The following is a 23,936-nucleotide window of genomic DNA, read 5'->3' as shown; positions in this document are numbered from 1 at the left end:
TTACAGTAGGTGAAACGCACCGAGATTATCAACTTTTACAATCATGAAACAGGATCAATAAAGTGAAAAAAGAACTTATTATAAATGCCAGCCATCCCATCATTAAAAACCATCAAGCCTATGGTCAGGCTTTATTGCCAGGGTTGGCTTATATTGACTTGTTGTACCAGTTTTTCCGTGAACATGGACATAGTTTTGAGGCATTGGAACTTCGCAATTTGTCCATTTATCGTCCCTTAATAGTTAATCAAGGTGCGAGTCTTAGGCTTTTACTACAAGCAGATGAAGTATCAAAAGGGCTGTGGTCGATTCAATTGCAAGACTGGCCGCAAGGAGATAGCCAGGTGGCTACAGAGTCACTACTTTATATCAAGGCAGAAATGCTTCATTGTAGTGAAGCGCCCGGTTTTAAAGACTATCTAGATTTTCCATCTCTCCAGACTGCCAGTAAAACACAAATCAGCTTGCATGATATCTATGCCCAGTGCAGTTCTCAGGGTTTGATTCATTCGGGAATGATGAAGGCAGAAGGAACAGTTTACACCTTGGATGATACACAAATTGTCGAGGTTTCTTTGCCAGCCGCCGCCGCTGCTACTGCTGCTAATTTTATGTTTCACCCCACCCTGATAGATGGTAGTGGTGTAGGTTCATCAAATTTGTTTGCTACGCTGGTTGAAGGTGAACAACGCTTGTTTCTACCTTTATTCTATGAAAGTTTTCGCGCTGACTCGTTGTTCCGGCAAAAGTGCATTGTCAGGGTAAAAACAGCATCAGTACGCCGAAAAAAAGATATGATTTATATAGACTTGGAGTTTTTTAACGACTCTGGGCAAAAAATTGCGGAACTAAAAAACTTTGTTAATAAGCTGGTTCGAGAGTCCGGTTTTATTAATCCGAGTCTGAAAAAATCAGACAATGTACCAGCGCCTAAGCCGAATCAGGAACAATCTAGCAACCTACCAGCAAGCCCATCTCAGATTGACAAATCTGAGTCCGTTGAAAGCATGGAAGACTTGCTTAAACAAATCATTGCTTCATACTTAGAATGTGCGCCGGATCAAATAGATACTAATGCTGGTTATTATGAACTCGGTATGAATTCGGCAATGTTGTTGCAAGTAGTCACGGCATTAGAGGAAAAATTCGCTGTTAAATTAATTCCCACTCTGTTATTTGAATACACAAACATCGAGGAACTGGCCGCTCACCTGGTAGATGAGAATTTAACAAATCAAAGCTTTATCAACGAACAGATTGCTAATCCAGTGCAGGCCAATGTTATTAAAACACAGTCTAAAAATGAGGGTGATATTGCCATTATTGGCATAGCTGGGAGGTATCCTGATGCCAACAATATCAATGAATTCTGGCAAAATTTAATCGCAGGTAAAGACAGTATTAGAGAAATACCCCAAGAGCGATGGGACTGGCGCAGTCTGGCCGAACTCAAATCACCGTCAGGTAAAAGCGTATCAAAATGGGGTGGATTTATCCAAGACCCCGATTGCTTCGATCATCAGTTTTTTCGGATTTCGCCACGGGAAGCCGAAGTGTTAGATCCGCAGGAACGCCTATTTTTGCAAACCTGCTGGGAATCCATTGAAGACGCTGGCTATACGCCCGAAACCCTGGTATCTGGTCAGCAAGACAAACATCGCCAGTCCAGTGTTGGTGTATTTGTCGGCGTGATGCACAAAGATTATGTCTTTCTTGGCGCAGAAGCTATTGACCGGGGCGAGCAGTTTCTTTTGTCATTAAACTATGCGTCAATCGCTAACCGGGTTTCCTATTTTTGTGATTTTCATGGCCCCTCGATGGTCATTGATACCGTATGTTCATCCTCACTCACGGCCTTACACCTAGCATTGGAAAGTATTAGACACGGAGAAAGTGATATCGCTTTAGCGGGAGGAGTAAACCTATCATTGCACCCGAATAAATATATTACCTATGGTGTGCTGGATATGTATTCCAGCGACGGCCGTTGTCGAACTTTTGGCAGCGGTGGGGATGGTTATGTTTCCGGTGAAGGAGTGGGTGCTGTGGTTTTGAAACCTTTAGCACAGGCTATCCAAGACCGAGATCATATTTATGCGGTAATCAAAGGTAGCACTATAAATCACGTTGGCAAAGTTTCCGGAATCAGCGTGCCAAATCCGGTAGCACAGGGTAATATGATTTTACAATGCCTGGAGAAAACTGGCATTAACCCGCGCACGATTAGCTATGTCGAAGCTCACGGGACGGGAACTTCCCTTGGCGATCCGATTGAGATTCAGGGCTTAACCAAAGCCTTTAAAACCTACACCAACGATACACAATTTTGTGCGATCGGCTCTGTTAAATCCAATATTGGTCATACCGAATCGGCTTCTGGCATTAGTGGTTTGAGCAAAGTAGCCTTACAACTGCACTATAAAACACTAGTTCCGTCACTACACTCCCAAGAAATTAATCCTCACCTGGATTTGCAGACATCGCCCTTTTATGTTCAGCATCAAACCCAGCACTGGGAAGGGACTTCAGATTACCCACGACGGGCTGGTTTAAGCTCCTTTGGCGCAACTGGGTCTAATGCTCATGTAATTCTGGAAGAATATATTGCGGAGGAAAGCACAGACGTTTTAGCGCCACCTACAGAAGCTATAAACAAAAGTATGCCCGTGCTGATTCCTCTATCTGCCAAAAATGAAGAGCGTCTGAGAGCATCTGCACAAAACCTGTATGACTATTTAGTCTCCACGTCTGAGGGTTTGGCAGAGCAGAAAACTGCGCTGCTTCGTGACATAGCCTACACCTTACAGGTGGGACGACAAGCAATGGCAGCACGGCTGATTTTTCTTGTTGATAGCAAACAGCAATTAATTGAAAACCTCAAAGCTTTTGTGGATGGTGATAGTACCAAGGAAAATAGTTGGCAGAACAAACACGTTAAACAGCAAAAACATTCCCGCCAAGGCGAGAATAGCGAGGTAGTGTTACAACAGTGGATACTTGAAGGCAAGCTTGATCAAATTGCACAGGCATGGATTCAAGGTATACCTGTGAATTGGCACGACCTTTATGAGTTGGAGAGTTCTTTAGCAAAACCAGCCCGCGTCAGTTTGCCGACTTACCCTTTTGCCAAAGTGCGTCATTGGGTGCCGATGAAAGTTAAAACTGCACCGCTTTTTGCTGCCCTTCACCCCTTGTTACACCGTAATACCTCTACACTCAGTCAACAGCGTTTTAGTTCTATTTTTAGTGGGGAAGAATTTTTTCTCGCTGATCATCAGGTGCAAGGCCAAAAAATTCTGCCGGGTGTTGCTTATCTGGAAATGGCACGAGCCGCTGTGGCGCTGGCAACCTCAGCAAGTGATTTCAGCACAATAGGATTGAAGAACATTATTTGGCAACAACCGCTGGTGATTGATGGTACAGAGAAACCAGTTCATATTGGCTTGTTTGCTAAACAAAACTCACAAATTGGGTTTGAAATTTACACCGGGGAAGAGGATAGTTCTGGCGATAGCTTTCCTAATCAGCAAAACCGCACCATTCACTGCCAAGGCATTGCCATTTTCAAAATACCAGATAGTGAAAGTTACCTGGATCTTGAAGATTTGCAGCAAAAAACAGATCACAACCATTTCACACCGGATCAGTGTTATCAAGCTTTTATGGCTATGGGCATTGATTATGGTGAAGGGCATCAAGGCATAGCGGCAGTCCATGTTGGCAATGATCAGATATTGGCAGAACTCAGCCTACCTGCCTCGGTTTTAGACAATCATCAACAATTTGGACTCCATCCCAGTCTACTGGATTCAGCCTTGCAAGCAGCAATTGGTTTTGCGCTGGGAACACAGACATCGGACGCAGAACCACAAACCTCTTTACCTTATGCTTTGGAAACACTGGAAATCAAATCCAAATGCAGCACTGACCTGTGGGTTTGGATACGCTATGCCGATAACAATAAAGCTGGTAGTCCGATTCAGAAATTTGATTTAGATTTGTGCGATGACAGTGGCAAAATTTGTGTGCTGATGAGAGGTTTTTCTTCTCGTGTTTTCTCTGCTCAGGAAGCAACATTACCTCCACTGCTGCACCCCTTATTGCATCAAAAATTACGCACAGATAACTCAGCGAGCGATAGTTTTATCAGTCGATTCACCGGAGCAGAATTTTTTCTGCGAGATCACCAACAAGTAATGCTGGGTGCAGCTTACCTAGAAATGGCCGGCGCTGCTGGTCAGTTGAGTATGGGGCAGAAAATCCTGGGATTGAAAAATATTGTTTGGAATCAGCTGCTGTTCATTGCTGGGACAGATCGGGATGTATTTGTTCAATTGTATCAGGAAGGCGAACCGCTTGCAGCAGCGCCTCGCCATCGTTTTACGATCACAACACACAATCAAGATTCACTAGAGAACATCCATTGTCAGGGTCAACTTATTATTGACCAGGCTTCGCACCCAACGACACCCCCCAGACTGAATATTCAGGATATTCTCACCCGCTGTCCGGCCAGCGTAAAAACCGCCGATTGCCATCAACTGCTAAAATCTACCCACGGAAGCAGCCTCCTGACAATCAAACAATTGTGGCACAATCAAACTGAAGCCTTGGCTTTACTTGAATTACCCGATTTTATGCGATCGACACGCGCAGATTATCTGCTTCATCCAAGTATAATGAATGGAGCGATCCTCAGCAGTGTCATCTTTTCTTTGTTGAATAGGCCGCAGGAACATCTACCCATGCCTTTTGTCTTAGACAGGCTGTGGATATATCAGGAAATACCTGAGCGGGTCTACGCTTATGTGACCTTGAGTTCCCCCAACAAGCACGATATTCAGCTAGTGGACGAAAACGGCGAAAGTGTTGTTTTATTTCAAGGCTTTACCACTTCCATTCCAGGTGCATTGACAGATTCTGGGAATAGGGACAAAAACCCAGAAAAAACAGTTGTCCAAAGCAATGTAATCTATGCAACCACTCAATGGCAAGAAAGCCCCTTGTCTGGTGACAAAAACGGGACACAAACAGCAGCAGCCCCTATTTTTATTCTTACCCAAGAAAATCCAGAGCTTAATCACATATTGAGCCGGAGATGGCCAACAGCAAGCATTGAAACCCTGGCATCAGTGGACGCAGATATCACCGAAACTGTTCAGGCTAACTACCTGCGGGTTTTTGAGTGCATCAAAACCTGCATAGGATCAAAACCTAAACTGATCCAGCCAATTATTATACTTGTACCAGAAAACAAAAATGCTTATCTTCACGCTGGTTTTGCTGCCTTGCTGAAAACAGCGAGATTTGAAAATGCCAAGATAGCAGGTAAATTGATTCGTTACGCAGTTGATGATCAAACAGAAAGCTTTGCTGAACTTGTCGCAGCGGAAATGGAACTCCCCGCAGAAGATGTAGAAGTCTGTTATACCCAAACGGGAACTAGAAAGACTAAAAAGCTCAATGAAATATCCGATTTTGGCAACAGCCATGAAAAGCCTGTTTTCAACGCAGATTTATTACATGAAGGTGATGTTGTTTGGATTACTGGTGGACTGGGCGGTTTAGGGCAAATTTTTGTCAAACACCTAAGTCAAATAAAAGGCTTAAAACTGATTTTGAGTGGGCGTTCGACCTTAAATGCTGCCAGAGCAAAATTATTAAATGAACTTCAGCAGACAGGCGCGGAGATTAGCTATTTAAATTGCGATATCAGCGATCAAAAAGCAGTGGCGGATCTTGTTCAAAGTATTCAGAAAAAATATGGCAAATTAAATGGCATTATTCATAGTGCTGGAGTGAATCAGGATGCCTATATTCTGAATAAAACGAGTGCTGAATTTAGCAACGTATTGCGCCCTAAAGTAGCAGGAATTTTAGCGATAGAGGCGGCGTGTCGAGATATTCCCCTGAATTTTATCGTCTTATTTTCTTCGATCGCAGGGGTTTTTGGCAGTATTGGCCAGGTCGATTATGCAACAGCGAATGCTTTTCTAGACAGTTTTGCCGAAGCTCGGAATCTACGTGTCAAAGCAGGAAAGTGTTTTGGTAAAACAATTTCCATAAATTGGCCTTTATGGAGAGACGGAGGCATGGGAGTGGATGCACAAAATGAAACTCTGATGCAGAAAAATACTGGCATGATAGCGTTGACAACCGACGCAGGGTTAAACGCATTTGACAGGGCTTTATCTTCTGAATTTAACCAGATTTTCGTAGCTCAGGGTGAAACCGAAAAAATCCGCTCCCGCTTGTTGTCGTCCTCACCAAGTACGGAAAATCAGCGCCAGATTCCAGCAGATGAAACCGAGACATTAGTTCAGCAAAGCAAAGATGAAAAAAACCAACTAGCATCGCTAACGCGGTTACTGCATAAAGATTTGGCTGCATTTATCTGTCGCTTGCAAAAAGTGAAACCCGAAGAAATCGACATTGACTCCGAGTTTTTCAACTATGGGTTTGATTCCATTAGCTTTACCAGTTTTACCAATTATTTAAACGAAATGTATGGCTTGGAATTAATGCCTACGCTCTTTTTTGAGTATTCCAACGTGCGATCGCTTGCTAACTCCCTGCTAGAGAATCATCAGGAAGCGTTGCTGAAAAAATACAAACTTTCAACCAAAAAAGCGACTTTACCCAGCCAAGCTCAAACCCAAGTCCCAGCAGAGCAGATGAGTAACAGCCAGCCCTTTGTATCTTCACCAGCTGCACCTGTTCCATCAAACTCTACTCCAGAAACGAGAATTCCAGTACATCAGACTAAAACTGACGCTATCGCCATTATTGGGATGAGCGGCAAATTTCCTGGATCAGAGAATCTGAGAGATTTTTGGCATAATCTAGAGAATAACCGCGATTTAATCAGCGAAATACCCAAAGACCGTTGGAATTGGCGAGATTACGACAGTGACCACCAGCACAAAGACGGCAAAAGCAAGATTAAATGGGGCGGTTTCCTGACAGACATTGATCGCTTCGATCCTTTATTTTTTGGTATTTCTCCAGTAGAAGCCGAATTAATGGACCCTCAATTTCGTCTCTTTTTGGAAACAGTTTGGGCAACAATTGAAGACGCAGGTTATCGAGTCAGTAATCTGTCTGGTAGCAAAACCGCAGTTTATGTAGGGGTAACTACCACAGACTATAAAGACCTAATGCAGCAGGCCAGAATCAAGGAAAATTCCGCAGAATATTATGCAATGTTTCCATTTATGCTGGCCAACCGAGTTTCTTACTTACTAAATTTTCGCGGTCCAAGCGAAGCAATTGATACCGCTTGCTCCAGTTCCTTAGTCGCTATTCATCGTGCCATAGAAAGCATCCGTCAGGGTAGCTGTGAGATGGCATTAGCCGGAGGTGTAAATATTATTGCCAACCCACAACTGGTAATGGCAGCGGCTCAAGGCGGTATGTTGAGTGAAGACGGACGCTGCAAAACCTTTGATCAAAGCGCCAATGGTTATGTTAGAGGTGAAGGCGTTGGCGCTATTTTATTAAAACCCCTGGCAAAAGCCATAGCAGACAAAGACTCTATCTACGCAGTTATTCGCGGTTCAGCCGAAAATCATGGAGGGAGAGCGACTTCGCCCACAGCACCTAATCCCGTGGCGCAGCAGGAGTTACTGATTTCGGCTTATACCCAGGCAGGAGTAGCCCCGGAAACCGTTGGTTATATTGAAGCCCACGGTACAGGAACACCACTTGGCGATCCCATTGAATTTAACGGGCTAAAAAGTGCCTTTGCCCAGCTTTATCAACAAAACGGCAAATCCCCTGCTGACAAACCTCATTGTGCCTTGGGGTCAGTGAAAACCAACATCGGACATTTAGAAGCTGCTGCGGGAATTTCCGGTGTTTTGAAAGTTCTATTAATGATCAAACATCGCCTCATTCCTGGTAATAGTCATCTTCAAGAGCCAAACCCTTACATACAATTGACTGGTAGCCCCTTTTATCTAGCCAAGGACACTCAAGCCTGGACTGCTTTACACGATGAGACTCAAAACCCCATCCCCCGACGTGCAGGGGTGAGTAGTTTTGGCATTGGTGGTAGTAATGTACATCTGGTTTTAGAAGAATATGTTGCCGAGCCAGTCGCTAAACTAGACAGTGGCGAACCTGCGTTAATTATTTTGTCAGCCAAAAATAAACAGAGTCTGGTGGAAATTGCCAGAAATTTGCATGAATTTTTGATTGACAGCCATAAATCAGCCCTAGAACCATTACGGCTTTGTGATATCGCCTACACGCTCCAGATAGGACGTGAAGAGATGGAATATCGTTTAGGCTTTGTGGCTGCCTCCATTGCCGAACTTGAACAAAAGCTGGCCGTTTTTACCAGCACCCAAGGAGAAAATCAAGACCTATACGAAGGCAACACTAAAGGAAACAAGGATACCTTAGAGGCTTTTGAATCCGATGATGATTTACAGGAAATGCTGGCAAAGTGGATTGAAGACAGGAAATTTGCCAAAATCTTAAAACTTTGGGTAAAAGGACTGTCGGTGAACTGGAATCAACTTAATCACGGCAAATCACCCCGCCGCATCAGCTTGCCTAGCTATCCCTTTGCGCGTGAAAGTTACTGGATTCCTGCATCTGTTCAACCCTTACCTATACCTGATCAATCCTCAGTATCTCCCGCCTTAAGCGAGGCAACTACCGGGGTATTAATGTGTCAGCCAGTCTGGAAAGAAAAAGCAGCCCCTGTCAAACCCGACTCAGTTGTTCTTGCTGCTCTGGATTATAGCCAACACCTGATTTTGTTTTGTGAAATGGACGCACCTGCGGGTTTACAAGACCGTTTATCTCAAGGCGGCGTTTGTCATGCACTTGAGGCTCAAGGTGAAGATTTGGCGCTAAGTTATCAGTCCCTGTGTGAACAGGTTTTTACCCATCTAAAGGAGATTCTCGCCAACAAACCAAAGGGTAAGGTATTTGTGCAGATTGTGATTCCCAGCCCAAGGAAGGACGATAATCAAGGCGCAAGTTGCCTGTTTACAGGTCTTGCAGCATTGCTTAAAACCGCCCATTTGGAAAATCCCAAAATCATCGGCCAACTGATTGAAATTGATACTGATGATCAGCTGATTCAGCGTTTACAGGAAAATAGTCAGTCGCCAGCAGATGTGCAGGTGAGATACCGCCATGGACGACGTGAGGTAATTTCCTGGGAAGAAATTCCTTTTTCAGAACCTAAACTTCCTCACATCCCTTGGAAAGAAGGGGGGGTATATTTAATTACTGGCGGCGCTGGTGGTTTAGGTTTAATTTTTGCCAGAGAAATTGCTCGTCGTGTCCAAAACCCAACCATCATTCTATCAGGTCGCTCTGGTTTAAGTCAGGAAAAACAGTCACAACTGCAACAAGAAGCTAAACTACTAGGTGCGCGGATCGAATATCGACAAACCGATGTCAGCCAACAGAAACAAGTGGATGAACTGATTCAGGGTATTCTGTGCGACTTCGCTAAACTTGATGGGATTCTGCACGCTGCTGGACTGATTCGTGACAGTTTTATGATTCAAAAAATTGCTGCACAGTTTCAACAGGTACTAGCTCCCAAAGTCTGCGGTACTGTGTATTTAGATCAGGCAAGCAAGGAAATCAACCTGGATTTCTTCATCTTGTTTTCTTCTGGTGTTGCAGTGCTAGGTAATGCTGGTCAGGCAGACTATGCTGCTGCTAATGCCTTTATGGATGCTTATGCCGATTATCGTCATGGTTTGTTTGTAGCAAATCAACGCTTTGGTCGCAGTCTTTCTATTAATTGGCCGCTTTGGCAAGAAGGCGGTATGAATGTGGATGAGCAGACCTTGAAAGCGTTAGAGCAAAATTCAGGGATAAAAGCGTTACAAACCGACAGTGGGGTAGAAGCTCTGTTTCGGGCGCTGAGTTTAAAATCGAACCAGGTCATGGTCGTAGAAGGTAATGTTACTAAAATCCGCCAAGGGTTGCTGGCTGCATCAACAGAGGTGCGTCACGATGAATCTGCATCTGCCAATTTTGTAGTTGATGAAAAACGCCTTCTGGCTAAGACATTGCACCAGTGTAAACTTCTGTTTGGCAGCATTATCAAATTAGCCGCAGATCGCATCGAGACAGAAGAACCGCTGGAACGCTATGGAATTGACTCAATGATTATTTCCCAAATGAATCATCATTTGGCAGGGATTTTTGGGGAGATATCCAAAACTTTGCTCTACGAATATCAGACTTTGGGAGAACTGGCCAGTTATTTAACGACAGAGTATAAAAAAGAATGCCTGACTTGGACAGGTTTGGCTGTTGACTCCACAACAGATAAGGCAGGAGGCAGGAGGCAGGAGGCAGAAGGGAAAGAAAATAAAAAGTTGCAAGTCTTACAGGACAAAGATTTCATCACTCCTGCCTCACCCCAACAATTGACACCCTTGCCATCCGAACCAATCGCTATTATCGGATTGGCTGGCCGATATGCTCAAGCCAAAACACCGCAAGATTACTGGGATAATTTGCAATCAGGTAAGGATTGTGTCACAGAAATCCCTCCAGAACGGTGGTCTGTGGAAGGCTTTTATCATGAGAATGTGGAAGAGGCGATTACTCAGGGTAAGAGTTACAGCAAATGGGGAAGTTTTATTGACGGTTTTGCTGACTTTGATCCGCTATTCTTTGCAATTTCTCCTCGCGAAACCATGGGGATTGATCCACAGGAGCGCCTGTTTCTGCAAAGTGCTTGGGAGGCAATAGAAGATGCAGGTTACACCAGAGAAACACTGCGAGATCAGTTTCAACAACGAGTTGGAGTATTTGTTGGTATTACCAAAACAGGTTTTAATTTATATGGACCAGAGCTATGGCAGCGTGGTGAAATTGTCTATCCGCATACATCCTTTAGCTCAGTAGCCAATCGTATTTCTTATATTTTAAACCTGCGCGGACCAAGTTTGCCCATAGATACGATGTGTTCGTCTTCGTTAACGGCTATTCATGAAGCTTGCGAACATATCCGTCGTGGGGAGTGTGAATTGGCTATTGCTGGTGGTGTGAACCTATACCTACATCCGTCTTCCTATGTGCAAATGTGTGCAGCCCAGATGCTATCTGAGGATGGGAAATGTAAAAGCTTTGGCCAAGGCGGTAACGGTTTTGTCCCAGGTGAAGGCGTAGGCGCGGTATTGCTGAAGCCACTCACCCAAGCTATTAGCGATCGCGATCATATCTATGCTGTCATTCGGGGATCAAGTGTAAACCACGGCGGTAAAACCAATGGCTATACCATACCTAATCCCAATGCACAGGCAGAATTGATTGCGGAAACTTTGAACAAAGCCGGGGTGGATGCACGCACAATCAGTTATATTGAGGCACATGGAACGGGAACTGCATTAGGCGATCCGATTGAAATCAGCGGTTTGACCAAGGCTTTTCAGCAACATACCAATGCTACTAATTTTTGTGCCTTGGGTTCGGCTAAATCCAATTTGGGGCATTTGGAAGCAGCCGCAGGTGTAGCAGGGCTGACTAAAATTATCCTGCAACTGAAACACGGGCAAATTGCACCAAGTCTTCATGCCACTGAATTAAACAGCAATATCAATTTTGCCAAAACTCCTTTTGTGTTGCAACAAACACTATCATCATGGGAAAGGCCGTTGATTGATATTGACGGTGAGACCAAAGAATACCCCAGAAGGGCGGGAATTTCTTCCTTTGGTGCCGGTGGGTCAAATGCCCATCTGATTGTGGAAGAGTACATTGCAGAAACTAGAGAAGGCGATTATGAGGGGCTGGACAACGATGCCCAAATCGTGATCTTATCGGCGAAAAATGAAGATAGGCTCTACTGTGCTGCCAAAAATTTACATGATTACCTGAATTCCCAGCCAGGAGAAAGCTTAAAACTACGTGACATTGCCTATACTCTCCAGGTGGGACGTGAAGCCATGGAAGAACGTTTAGGTTTAATTGTCCGTTCACTGGATGAACTGAAACAAAAGCTTCATGCCTTTGTGGCCAGAGAAACCGGCATTGAAGATATGTATATTGGGCAGGTGAAAGGACATAAAAAATCACTGGCTTTATTTACTGACGATGATGAACTTCAGGAGGCGATCGCAAAATGGATTCAACGCCGAAAATTTGCCAAATTAGTGGAACTTTGGAGTCAGGGACTAGCGGTTGATTGGAGCAAACTTTACCGCGAACCAAAACCTGAGCGCATTACTCTACCGACCTATCCCTTTGAACAAAAAAAATACTGGATTGAAACGGCGTTTCATTCCCAACCCAAAAGTTCAGCTTTGCCAGAAGCGCAAAACGCTGTCAAATTACATCCGTTAATCCACGAAAATACCTCAAATTTTCGCAAACAACGCTTTAGCTCAAGCTTTACTGGTCAAGAATTTTTCCTAGCCGATCATCTGGTGCAAGATAAACGAATTCTACCGGGGGTGGCTTATTTAGAAATGGTTCGCATGGCAGTCATGCTGGCAGTGGATAAATCGGAGTGTGATTTACGTTTTGCTCATGTCGTTTGGATCAGAGCAATTGTGGTTGAGGATTGGCCGCTCAGAGTGCATACCATGTTGCAGGTAGAAGATAGCACAACCATTAGCTTTGAAATTTACACCAATGCAGACATAGCAGAAAACGAAGGTGATGATCATGCTGTTTTACATTGCCAAGGCAGCGTTGAACTGTGTTGTTTCGACAAAAGGCCAGGGTTGGATCTGGCGAATTTACAAAACCAGTGTCAGCAAAGCCATCTTTCTGCTGCTCAATGTTATCAGGTCTTTGAATCTGTGGGGATTAAATATGGCCCAGGACACCAGGGTATTGATACTGTCTATGTAGGAAATCAGCAGGTACTGGCAAAACTACGTCTGCCTGATTCTGTTGCCAACACAGCCAATCAATTTGTTTTGCATCCGAGTTTGCTGGATTCTGCTTTACAGGCTTCCCTTGGTCTGGGTATAGGTGGTGACGTTTCCTCTGATCCCAAACCCTCCTTGCCCTATGCGCTGGAATCCCTGGAAATATGCGATGGGGGGTTAATGCCTAGCTGGTCTTGGATTCGTGAATCTGACCATAGCAGCGCAGAGATGCAAAAACTTGATATCGATCTGTGCGATGATCACGGGCAAATTTGTGTGAGTATACGGGGGTTTTCGTCGCGAGCATTAGTAGCGCCAGATGCCAGTTTAACTTTGCTCCACCCGGTATGGAATCTAATCTCAGTCCAGCAAAAAGAAGATCAGGATAATGCTTTTTCTAGCTATCGCGTGCTTGTTATTGGTGGCAGCGAACAACAAAAAGCTGCTATTAATCAGGTGTATCCTCATGCTTTGTGGTTTGCGGCAAATGAGTTGGAAGAGATCAGCCACCAACTTGAAGCATTATCTTCTCAGCCGAATGTAGTGCAGATTATCTGGATAGCACCAGATCAGCCTCTTGTTTCTGTGAGGGAAGAGTCATTGATTAGGGAACAAAACCAAGGAGTGCTTTATCTCTTCCGTCTGCTGAAAATGCTGTTGGCATTTGGTTACGGCGATCAGGTACTGCATTGGACTGTGATTACTACGCAAACACAAGCGGTACGCAAAAAGGATATCGTTAACCCTATTCATGCCAGTGTACATGGATTAATCGGTTCACTTGCGAAGGAATATCCCCATTGGCAAATTCGCTTATTGGATATGCAAGCAGATCAGGATTGTCCTGTGGAAGAGATGCTGGCATTACCTGCGGATAAAAATGGCGATGCGATCGCCTATCGGTCAAGGGAGTGGTTTAAACAAGCGTTAGTGCCTGTTTTTGATCTCGATATTTCATCACAACCCTGCTACCGTTCACAGGGGGTTTATGTGGTGATTGGCGGCGCGGGTGGTATTGGTGAAGTCTGGAGTCGGTGGATGATTGAACAATATCAAGGGCAGATCATCTGGCTGGGCAGAAGAAAAAAAGATGCTACGATTCAGGAAAAACTGGACGCTTTATCAAAACTTGGTACTCCACCAATCTATATCGAAGCCGATGCTACCAACTTAGAGGCTTTACAAACAGCATATCAGGAAATTAAACGTAGCTACGGTAATATTCATGGTGTCATTCATTCGGCAATTGTCCTGGCAGATAAAAGTCTGGCTAACATGGATGAACAGCAATTTCAAGCCGGGCTGAAGGCCAAAGTCGATGTCAGTGTGCGGCTGGCGCAAGTATTCGCGGCAGAAGCATTAGATTTTGTCTTGTTTTTCTCTTCTATTCAGTCCGTTGCCAAAATGCCGGGGCAAAGTAATTATGCGGCCGGATGTACCTTTAAAGATGCCTTTGCCAGCCTGATGGCGCAAGAGTGGTCTTGTCAGGTGAAAATCATCAACTGGGGCTATTGGGGTAGTGTAGGTATTGTGGCAACAAACGCATATCGCGATCGCATGGTACGGGCGGGAGTGGGGTCAATAGAACCGCAAGAGGGGATGGCAGCCATAGAAAGTCTACTGCGATCGCCACTGAATCAGTTAGCATTATTCAAACAATTACCCTCAGTCAGCAACACTCAGCATCAAGACCTAGAGGAATGGATCACAATTTATCAACAAGAGCTTCCTGCCTCTATAGACAGGTTGCAAACATATCTTCGGCAACAACCCCAGCCTGTGATCAATATCAAAGCTGCGGCTGCTGAACAAGCCACGACAATGGAGGAAATGCTGGCTAAATTACTTTTAGCTACTTTGCAGTCATTAGGCTTATTAAAGAGGCATTCCCAAGCAAATATTTTAGCAGCGATCGCAGAATTCTATGGACAATGGCTAGAAGAAAGTTTGGCAGTCTTGCAGAGAAAAGGGTATCTTGAGTATAACGGACAGATTTATACGCACAAGCTGTCATCTCTTCACCTCGCAGACTTATGGCAAGAGTGGGATAGGGTAAAAATTCTCTGGTTGCAAGATAGCAATCAAAAAGCACTGGTGACTCTGGTGGAAACCTGTTTGCGTGCCTTACCCGAAATTCTCACAGGAAAACAACAGGCAACCGATGTTATATTTCCCAATTCCGCTCTGACACTAGTAGAAAATGTTTATAAAGGTAACGCCGTTGCCGACTTTTATAATCAAACGCTTCAAAATAGCGTAGTGGCTTATGTTCAAGCCCGATTGGCGCAAGACCCCAGGACACAAATTCGGATACTGGAAATCGGTGCCGGCACAGGTGGAACTACAGCCGGCTTACTAGAACAACTCCGTCCATTTCAGAATAATATCGTCGAGTATTGTTACACGGATCTTTCAAAAGCCTTTTTACAACATGGTTTGCGAGAGTATGCCCCTGAACACCCCTATATTGTCACGCGGATTTTTGATGTAGAAAAACCTCTGGCTGAACAGGGTATACAGACTAATCATTACGATGTAGTGATTGCGGCTAATGTACTACACGCCACAAAAAATATTCGCCATACTCTCCGTAATGCCAAAGCAACCTTACGTAAACATGGCTTAATCTTCCTGAATGAAATGAGTAATAAGCCCTTATTTTCCCATTTAACCTTTGGTTTGTTAGCAGGTTGGTGGTTGTATGAGGATGCAGCTTTGCGAATAACTGGCAGTCCGGCATTAAGTTCGGCAAGTTGGTCTGATATTTTGACAGAGGAAGGTTTTAGTTCCGTTACGTTTCCGGCATTGTTGGCAGCGAAATCTGCCCATGATTTTGGCCAGCAGATTATTATTGCCCAAAGCGATGGTATTGTTCGGCAAAAGTCTCGTCGCCAAATATCACCATTGCCACAGTCTGCACCCACAAAACCAAGCTTAGAGATCAAAAAAACAGAAATCCAGCAGACACAGCCTCTATCTAAATCTCCTCAGACAGTAAACACTGCAACTCTACGGGAAAAAGCTACGGTTTACATCAAAAAACTAGTTGCCTCAACGTTGCAACTGGCAACTGACCAGATAGACTCTGCACAACCCTTAGAAACATTAGGTTTAGATTCGATTTTAGTGGTTCAATTGACCAGCACCTTACGAAAAGCATTTAAAAATATCAGCAACACATTATTTTTTGAAGTCCAAACAATTGATGGTGTTGTTGATTATTTACTTGCAAGTCAGTCCCAGGAATTTATAGCCTTGCTAGGGCTGGAAAAGCAGTCTATCACTGAAACATCGCGCGTAAAAATTGAGCCATCCAAAACCGAAATCCCAACAAGCGGGAACAATCGACCCTTACTGAAACCAGATTTTAGAACTGCCCAACGGTTTAATGCCGTAGCTGAATCACCAGCAAAAGGATCAACCGCTAATCAGGATATCGCCATTATTGGACTGAGCGGACGTTATCCCCAGGCTGATAATATCCATGATTTTTGGCAGAATTTAAAAGCCGGGAAAAACTGTATCACCGAAATTCCCCAAGAGCGTTGGGATTGGAAGCAATATTTTGATGCAGAAAAAGGTAAAGAAGGAAAGCTTTACACTAAGTGGGGAGGCTTTATTGATGATGTAGACAAATTTGACCCTTTATTTTTCCAATTATCGGCCAGAGAGGCCGAGCGTATGGACCCTCAAGAAAGATTATTTTTGCAGTCCGCCTATAACTCTATTGAAGATGCGGGTTATACGCCGACAACGCTCTGTAATAGCCGCAAAGTAGGGGTTTTTGTGGGGGTGATGAATAGCACTTATCCCCGTCAGCCGAGCGACTGGTCCATGGCCAATCGGGTTTCCTACCTGTTTAACTTTCAAGGACCGAGCTTGTCAGTGGATACAGCTTGTTCATCTTCATTAACAGCCCTACATTTGGCAGTAGAGAGTTTGCATAGTGGCACTAGCGAATGCGCGATTGTCGGTGGTGTGAACTTGATTCTCGACCCGATTCAATATTTGAGTCTCAGCGCCATGATGATGCTGTCTGCCGGCAACGAGTGTAAGTCCTTTGGTGATCAGGCCGATGGCTTTGTCGATGGGGAAGGTGTGGGAGCGGTGGTCTTAAAACCCTTGGCCAAAGCGGAACAAGACGGGGACGCTATCTACGGCATTATTAAAGGCAGTATGATCAATGCAGGTGGAAAAACCAATGGTTATACCGTGCCTAATCCCATAGCCCAATCTCAGTTAATTCAGGAAGCCCTGGAGCGGGCTGGAGTTAACCCCAGAACAGTTAGTTATCTGGAGGCTCATGGCACGGGTACAGCATTAGGTGATCCGATTGAAATTACTGGCTTGAGTAAAGCTTTTGGACACATTGAGGATAAGCAATTTTGCGCCATAGGTTCGGTTAAATCAAATATCGGACACACCGAAAGCGCGGCAGGTATTGCTGGTTTAACCAAGGTTTTATTGCAATTGCAGCATCGTCAATTAGTTCCTTCCTTGCATTCCCAGCAGCTAAACCCCCAGATCAATTTTGCGGATACGCCCTTTGTTGTCCAGCAAACACTGGAAACCTGGGAAAGACCAGTGGTGACGATTAATGGGGAAACCAGAGTGTATCCACGAATTGCTGGTATATCATCCTTTGGTGCTGGTGGTGCTAATGCTCATGTTATTATCCAAGAATATATGAATGAAGATCAGGGTCTGGCGACTCGTGCTGATGAACAGGAAGTTAATAAGGATAGCTTGATTATTGTTTCTGCTAGAGACGAAGACCGACTCAGAGAACTTGCCAAAAATCTGTGTCTTTACGCTAGAGATTGCAGTCAGGCAGATCAGGATGAAACACAAACAGCACAACTGCAAGCGATCGCTTATACTCTCCAGGTGGGACGGGAAGCTATGGAAGAACGGCTGGGACTGGTTGTGACTTCTTTTGCTGAACTCAGCGAAAAACTCCAGAGATTTTTGGACGGTCAAAACGATGTGGAAGACCTCTATCGAGGACAGGTAAAACGCAATAAAGAAGCTATGTCGGTACTTGCTAGTGATGAAGACTTTACAGAAACTATTGATAGCTGGATTCACAAACGCAAGTATGGCAAAATATTAGGAATTTGGGTCAAAGGCTTTGTTTTCGACTGGAACAAACTGTATGGCGATAAGAAGCCGTCTCGTATTCATTTACCAACCTATCCTTTTGCGCGAGAACGCTATTGGGCAAAAGCAATTGATCTGTCACTGGCATCTACTGCGTTAATAGTTAATCATCAAAACGCAGAGATGATTCATCCTCTGGTACATAAAAATACTTCTGATCTTGGAGAACAACGTTTTAGTTCGACCTTTAGCGGAGAGGAGTTTTTTCTAGCAGACCACCGCGTCAATGGGGATAAGATGTTACCCGGTGTGGCTTATCTGGAAATGGCGCGGGTGGCTGTAGAGCGATCGCTACCACATTCTTCAGCAAGTTGGGAAAAAACCTACATTCAACTTCAAAACATTATCTGGGCAAATCCCTTTATTTTTAACAGTCAGGCGCAAACCGTTCATATCAGGGTTTTTCCAGGTACTTTTGCAGACAGCAACGCCAACAATGTCAGTTTTGCCGAAATTGGTTATGAAATCTATTCCCAGACAAACACAGCAAATGAGGTGATTGTCCATAGTCAGGGTGTGGCAACTTTCAGTCAGGTTCGGGAAGTCGCGGCGTTGGATTTATCAGCTTTGCAGACAAAGATAAATCAGAAGTATCTCAGTCGGCAGCAATGTTATGATGCTTTTAAAGCCATGGGGATTGAATACGGTCAAGGGCAACAAGGTATAGAAGATATCTATGTTAGTCATAACCAAGTGCTGGCGAAACTCAAATTACCTGCTGTTGTGGCTGGGACTGACAGTGAATTTATTCTTCACCCCAGTATTATGGATTCAGCCTTACAGGCTTGTATTGGACTCACGGTTGGACAATCCGCGTCTGAGTCTGGGCAGATTTCACTTCCCTTTGCCTTAGACAGACTGGAAATCATGGACAAATGTCAAGGGATGATGTGGGCTTGGATACGCTCTGGTGATGATAGTTCTGCCAGCAGCCAAACATCTGGTCATCCCGTGACCAAGATTGATATTGACTTGTGTGATGAAAGCGGTAAAATCTGCGTTCGGATCAAAGGATTTTCTAGTCGTATGATTGCCAGACAAGAAAGTAAATCCATTGCCACTTGGATGGGCTTCCCCGTCTGGAAAGAACAAGCATTGTCTGAACATGAACATTCTGAATATTCTCAACGGATTGTGATGTTGTGTGATCTAGAATGGTGTAGCGATCGCACAATTGCATCGGAAATCCCAGGCGCGATATGTATTCATTTGACAACTCAAGCCAAAACACTGGCAACCCGTATTCAAGAAATTTCGGTTCAGGTGTTTGAGCGCATAAAATCCTTACTTAAGGAAAAGAATCAAGGGACAACATTGATCCAGATTTTGATCCCTGCTGCGGGAGAAACCCAGCTTTTTAGTGCGCTCACTGGTTTACTCAGAACAGCTAACTTAGAAAACCCAGGGATTCTAGGACAACTGATCGCCTTGGAGTCCAATGAAACTCAGGCAGGTCTAATTGATAAAATTCAGCGCAATAGTCATTGCCCTGAAGACACTTTTATCCGTTATCAACAAGAAAAGCGCCAGACTATTTCGTGGCAAGAACTTTCCCTTTCAGAACAGTCCATGCCAATTCCCTGGCAAGAAGGCGGTGTTTACCTGATTACAGGCGGCTTGGGTGGACTGGGATTCATCTTTGCCAAACATATTGCCCAGCAAACAAAGCAAGTTTCTCTGATTCTGACAGGGATATCTGCGTTGGATCAGCGCCGACATCAGCAAATTCAAGAACTGGAATCTTTGGGGGCAAAGGTAGACTATCGGCAGATTGATGTCAGTCAGCAGCCGGAAATAAAACACTTAATTGAAGACATCGAAAATAATATCGGATCACTTCAAGGGATTTTGCATAGTGCTGGTATTATTCGGGATAATTTCATCATCAGAAAAACAACGAGTGAGTTTCAATCGGTACTTGCGCCTAAAGTCGATGGCGTGATTCATTTGGATGAGGCGACCAAAGATTTAAATCTCGACTTTTTCATTTTATTTTCTTCTCTGGCTGGCAATAACGGCAATGTGGGACAGGTAGACTATGCCTGTGCTAATGCTTTCATGGATGCTTATTCTCATTACCGGAATCAATTGGTTGCTGCCAAAAAACGTTTTGGACAAACGCTGGCTATTAATTGGCCGCTGTGGCAAGAGGGCGGTATGCAAATCAATCCAGAGAGTCATACCATTCTGCAAAATTCGGGACTTGTACCGATGCAGACAAAGCAGGGAATTCAAGCCCTGATTCAAGGTCTTTCTTCAGGACAAAGCCAAATCATGGTGGTGACAGGAGAGAGGAAACGCTTGCAAGCTTCCCAGCAGCCACGTTCATCATCGCTACCATCTCAAATCAATATTCAACAGGAAAGCATTGATGAAAACAATTTTGAAAGCAGGTCAGTTAATTATTTCAAAAATCTCATTTCCTCGATCTTAAAGATTCCTGCCCATCGAATTCAAAACGACGAATTGCTAGAGCAGTATGGCATTGATTCTGTTGTGATTATGCAACTAACTAATCAGTTGGAAAAAGTTTTTGGTTCTTTATCAAAAACTCTCTTTTTTGAGTATCCAACGATTGAGGAAATAAGCCAGTATTTTGTATCATCTTATAGAGAAAAACTTCAAGAGGTTCTCGGTTTAGGTAACACAAAAGTAGCGGAAAATCATCCTGTGGCTGTTGTTGATGTAGCTAGTCAGCAAGTAAATCAACAATCTCGCTTTTTGGCTCATGCCGTAAACTCATCACTATTGCCCGTTACACAAACCCAGGATATTGCTATTATCGGAGTTTCTGGACGTTATCCCCTATCTCCAGACATAGAAACATTCTGGGAAAATTTATCTCAGGGTAAAAACTGTATTACTGAAATTCCCAAGAGTCGCTGGGATTATAATTTGTATTTTGATCTTGAGTCTTCTAATTCCAGTAAGGCTAATAGCAAGTGGGGCGGGTTTTTGGCCGATGTGGACAAATTTGATCCCTTGTTTTTCAATATTTCCCCTCGTGAAGCTCAGTTGATGAATCCCAATGAGCGCCTGTTCTTGGAAACAGTCTGGGATTTGATAGAACGTTCGGGATATACGCCGGCAAGAATACAGGAACAACACAATAATAAAGTGGGGGTTTATGTTGGGGCGATGTACCAGCAGTATCAAGCCTTAGCGGCTGACCCCGTACAAGAGTCAATCCTGTCCTTATCTTCTTATAGTGCGATCGCCAATCGTGTGTCTTACTTTTTTGATTTCCAGGGACCGAGTATGGCGATTGATACAATGTGTTCCTCTTCCTTAATCGCGATTCAGTTGGCTTGTGACAGTCTGCTTAAAGGTGAATGTCAGATGGCGATCGCAGGGGGTGTGAATCTTTCCATTCATCCCCATAAATACATTGGCTTAAGCCTGAGTCAAATGATTAGTCGGCAAAATACCAGCAAAAGTTTTGGTGAAGGTGATGGTTATATTCCCGGAGAAGGTGTTGGTACGGTATTGTTAAAGCCCTTAGCCAAGGCCATAGAAGATGGTGATTCGATTTTAGCAGTTATTAAATCCATTAATACCAATCATGGTGGACATACTTACGGTTTTCATGTACCGAACCCGAATGCACAAACCCAATTACTTGTAGATAACTTCCGTAAATCTGGCATTGATCCCCGCACAATTACTTATATTGAATCGGCGGCCAATGGGTCGCCCTTGGGAGATCCGATTGAACTTAATGCCCTCAATCAAGCTTTTCAAAAATTCACTCAGGATCAGGGATTTTGTGCGATCGGTTCGGTGAAATCAAATATAGGCCATGCAGAAGCGGCTTCGGGAATATCCCAACTAACAAAAGTGATTTTACAGCTTCAGCATCAACAGCTTGTACCGTCGATTAATGCCGAACCGCTAAATCCGAATTTAAGCTTTGACAACTCACCTTTTTATCTGCAACAAAAACTGCAACCGTGGCAGCGACCAGTATTAAATATTGATGGACAAGAGCGAGAGTTTCCCCGAAGGGCAACGGTTAGCTCCTTTGGGGCTGGGGGTTCTAATGCACATTTGATTGTCGAAGAATATATTCCTTCTCTCAGTAAAAACCCGGTAGCCTCTGATATTAATTTTCCGGGCGATCGCGTGGAGCGCACTGCTGGAGGCGATCGCCAGTTGATTGTTTTCTCTGCCAAAAGTAGCGATCGTCTTCAGGCAGTGCTACAACAGATGAGCCATTTTGTTCAATCCAATGAACAACTTTCCTTAAAGAATATGGCTTATACCCTGCAAGTGGGACGGATGGCGATGACCCATCGAATCGCAATTCTGGTAAATAATTCAGCAGAATTAATCCAGGGAATCAAAGAGGCGTTGAATTGCTTAGAACAAAATGCGGTGATAGATACCTCTCTGCCCGTATATATGGGTAATCTGGAAGCAGATAACTCAGAAGTGAAGCATCTACTTTCTGGTAAAGCCGGGGAAGCAATGATGAAAGTGCTTTTAGACGAAAATAACCTGGAGAAAATCGCACTTTACTGGGTTAAAGGAGGTAACATTCCCTGGCAGTCACTGCATAAAAAAGGTCAGGCTTCTATAATTTCCCTGCCCACTTATCCCTTTGCCAAGCGGCGCTGCTGGGTTGAGACTAACCCGGAGATTAAAGTTACATCTCAAGTTGATTCCAAGGGTCAGATAGAGTCGATTTCTGAAAGCGTTGATCATCAAAGCCCCTCTAGTAAAAACATAGAGGTAATACTTACGGATATTATGCTGATCACACTAGGGCTAACGAAAGAAGAAATCAATCTCAATACCCCACTGGTTCAATATGGGGTTGATTCGATTATGTTCATCCAAATTTTCCAACAAATAAAATCTCATTTTGATACTGATATTAACTTAGAGCAGTTGCTGGAATGCCGCACAATGCAGGAAATGCTGCTCTATTTGAAGTCGCCGAGAGATTCACAAATTGAGCCAGACCAGGCAAATCAGCCAGTAGTAGGTTTCTCCTCAACAAACAATATTCTTTTCCCAGAGCTAATCCAGATGAATTCAAGTACCAAGGGCAGACCTGTATTCTGGTTTCATGCTGTTGGGGGCGTGATGGTTTATAAGCCCGTTGCTGAAAAAAGCCAGCGTCCCTTCTATGGCATTCAGCCCTGGAGTTGGATTAATGAAACCCAGATCACTTCTCATATACAAACGATGGTGAAGCGTTATCTTGATGCTATACGCTCCGTACAGCCACAAGGACCATACGATTTTGGTGGCTATTCACTAGGTGGGATGTTTGCTTATGAAGCGACCCGTCAATTACAGGAACTTGGTGAGAGTGTTGAGAGTATTGTCATGGTGGATACCTTACAGTATAAGCCTGGTGAGATGGATAAATACTCACATAAAACAGAGTATCTGATTGCCTTGAACCGAGCTTTGACCTTATCTGCATGGCAGGAATCAGAAACAACTGTCCAGGAAATGTTGATTAATTCAGATCAACTGGATTCAAGCCTCAGTGATGAGGAATATTTAACTCAACTAATTGCTTTAGCTAAACAACGCGGGTTGGTGAAAACAGAGCCAGAAATATTTGCCAGTCTTAAACAGGCCACAAACCTAGATGAATTTTATCAAACCGATACCTTTACTTTTATGTCGCTTCCTGATCCCAACGCGGTTAACTGTTATTATTTCCGCAACAAAAACGGATCAATGTTGGGTGATCAGACTCCCTATTATTTTGCAACACTAGAGGACAGAGAAAAATTTGCCATAACCGATCCTTTAGCCGCTTCTCGACATTGGCAAAAGAAGTTGCCGAATATACAAATTATTGATGTTGATTCGTCCAGTCACATGACCATGTTTTCGGAAGAGAAGTCACGGCAGACGATTATTGAATTTTGTGAAACTTTGTATTCTGAAAAATGA

The 23,936-nt window shown here is 44.0% G+C and carries 1 protein-coding gene; it reads left to right on the top strand.

The window, feature by feature from the left end; all coding sequences use genetic code 11:
• Positions 1-62: 62 nt before the first annotated feature.
• Positions 63-23,936 carry an SDR family NAD(P)-dependent oxidoreductase gene (locus VB694_RS06315; RefSeq protein WP_323359463.1) on the top strand — a complete coding sequence of 7,958 codons (23,874 nt, stop codon included), beginning with the start codon at positions 63-65 and terminating at the stop codon, positions 23,934-23,936.

It is taken from the genome of Anabaena sp. UHCC 0451, from assembly GCF_034931405.1.
Lineage (GTDB): Bacteria > Cyanobacteriota > Cyanobacteriia > Cyanobacteriales > Nostocaceae > RDYJ01.
This window is presented reverse-complemented; position numbering and strand designations above follow the sequence as displayed.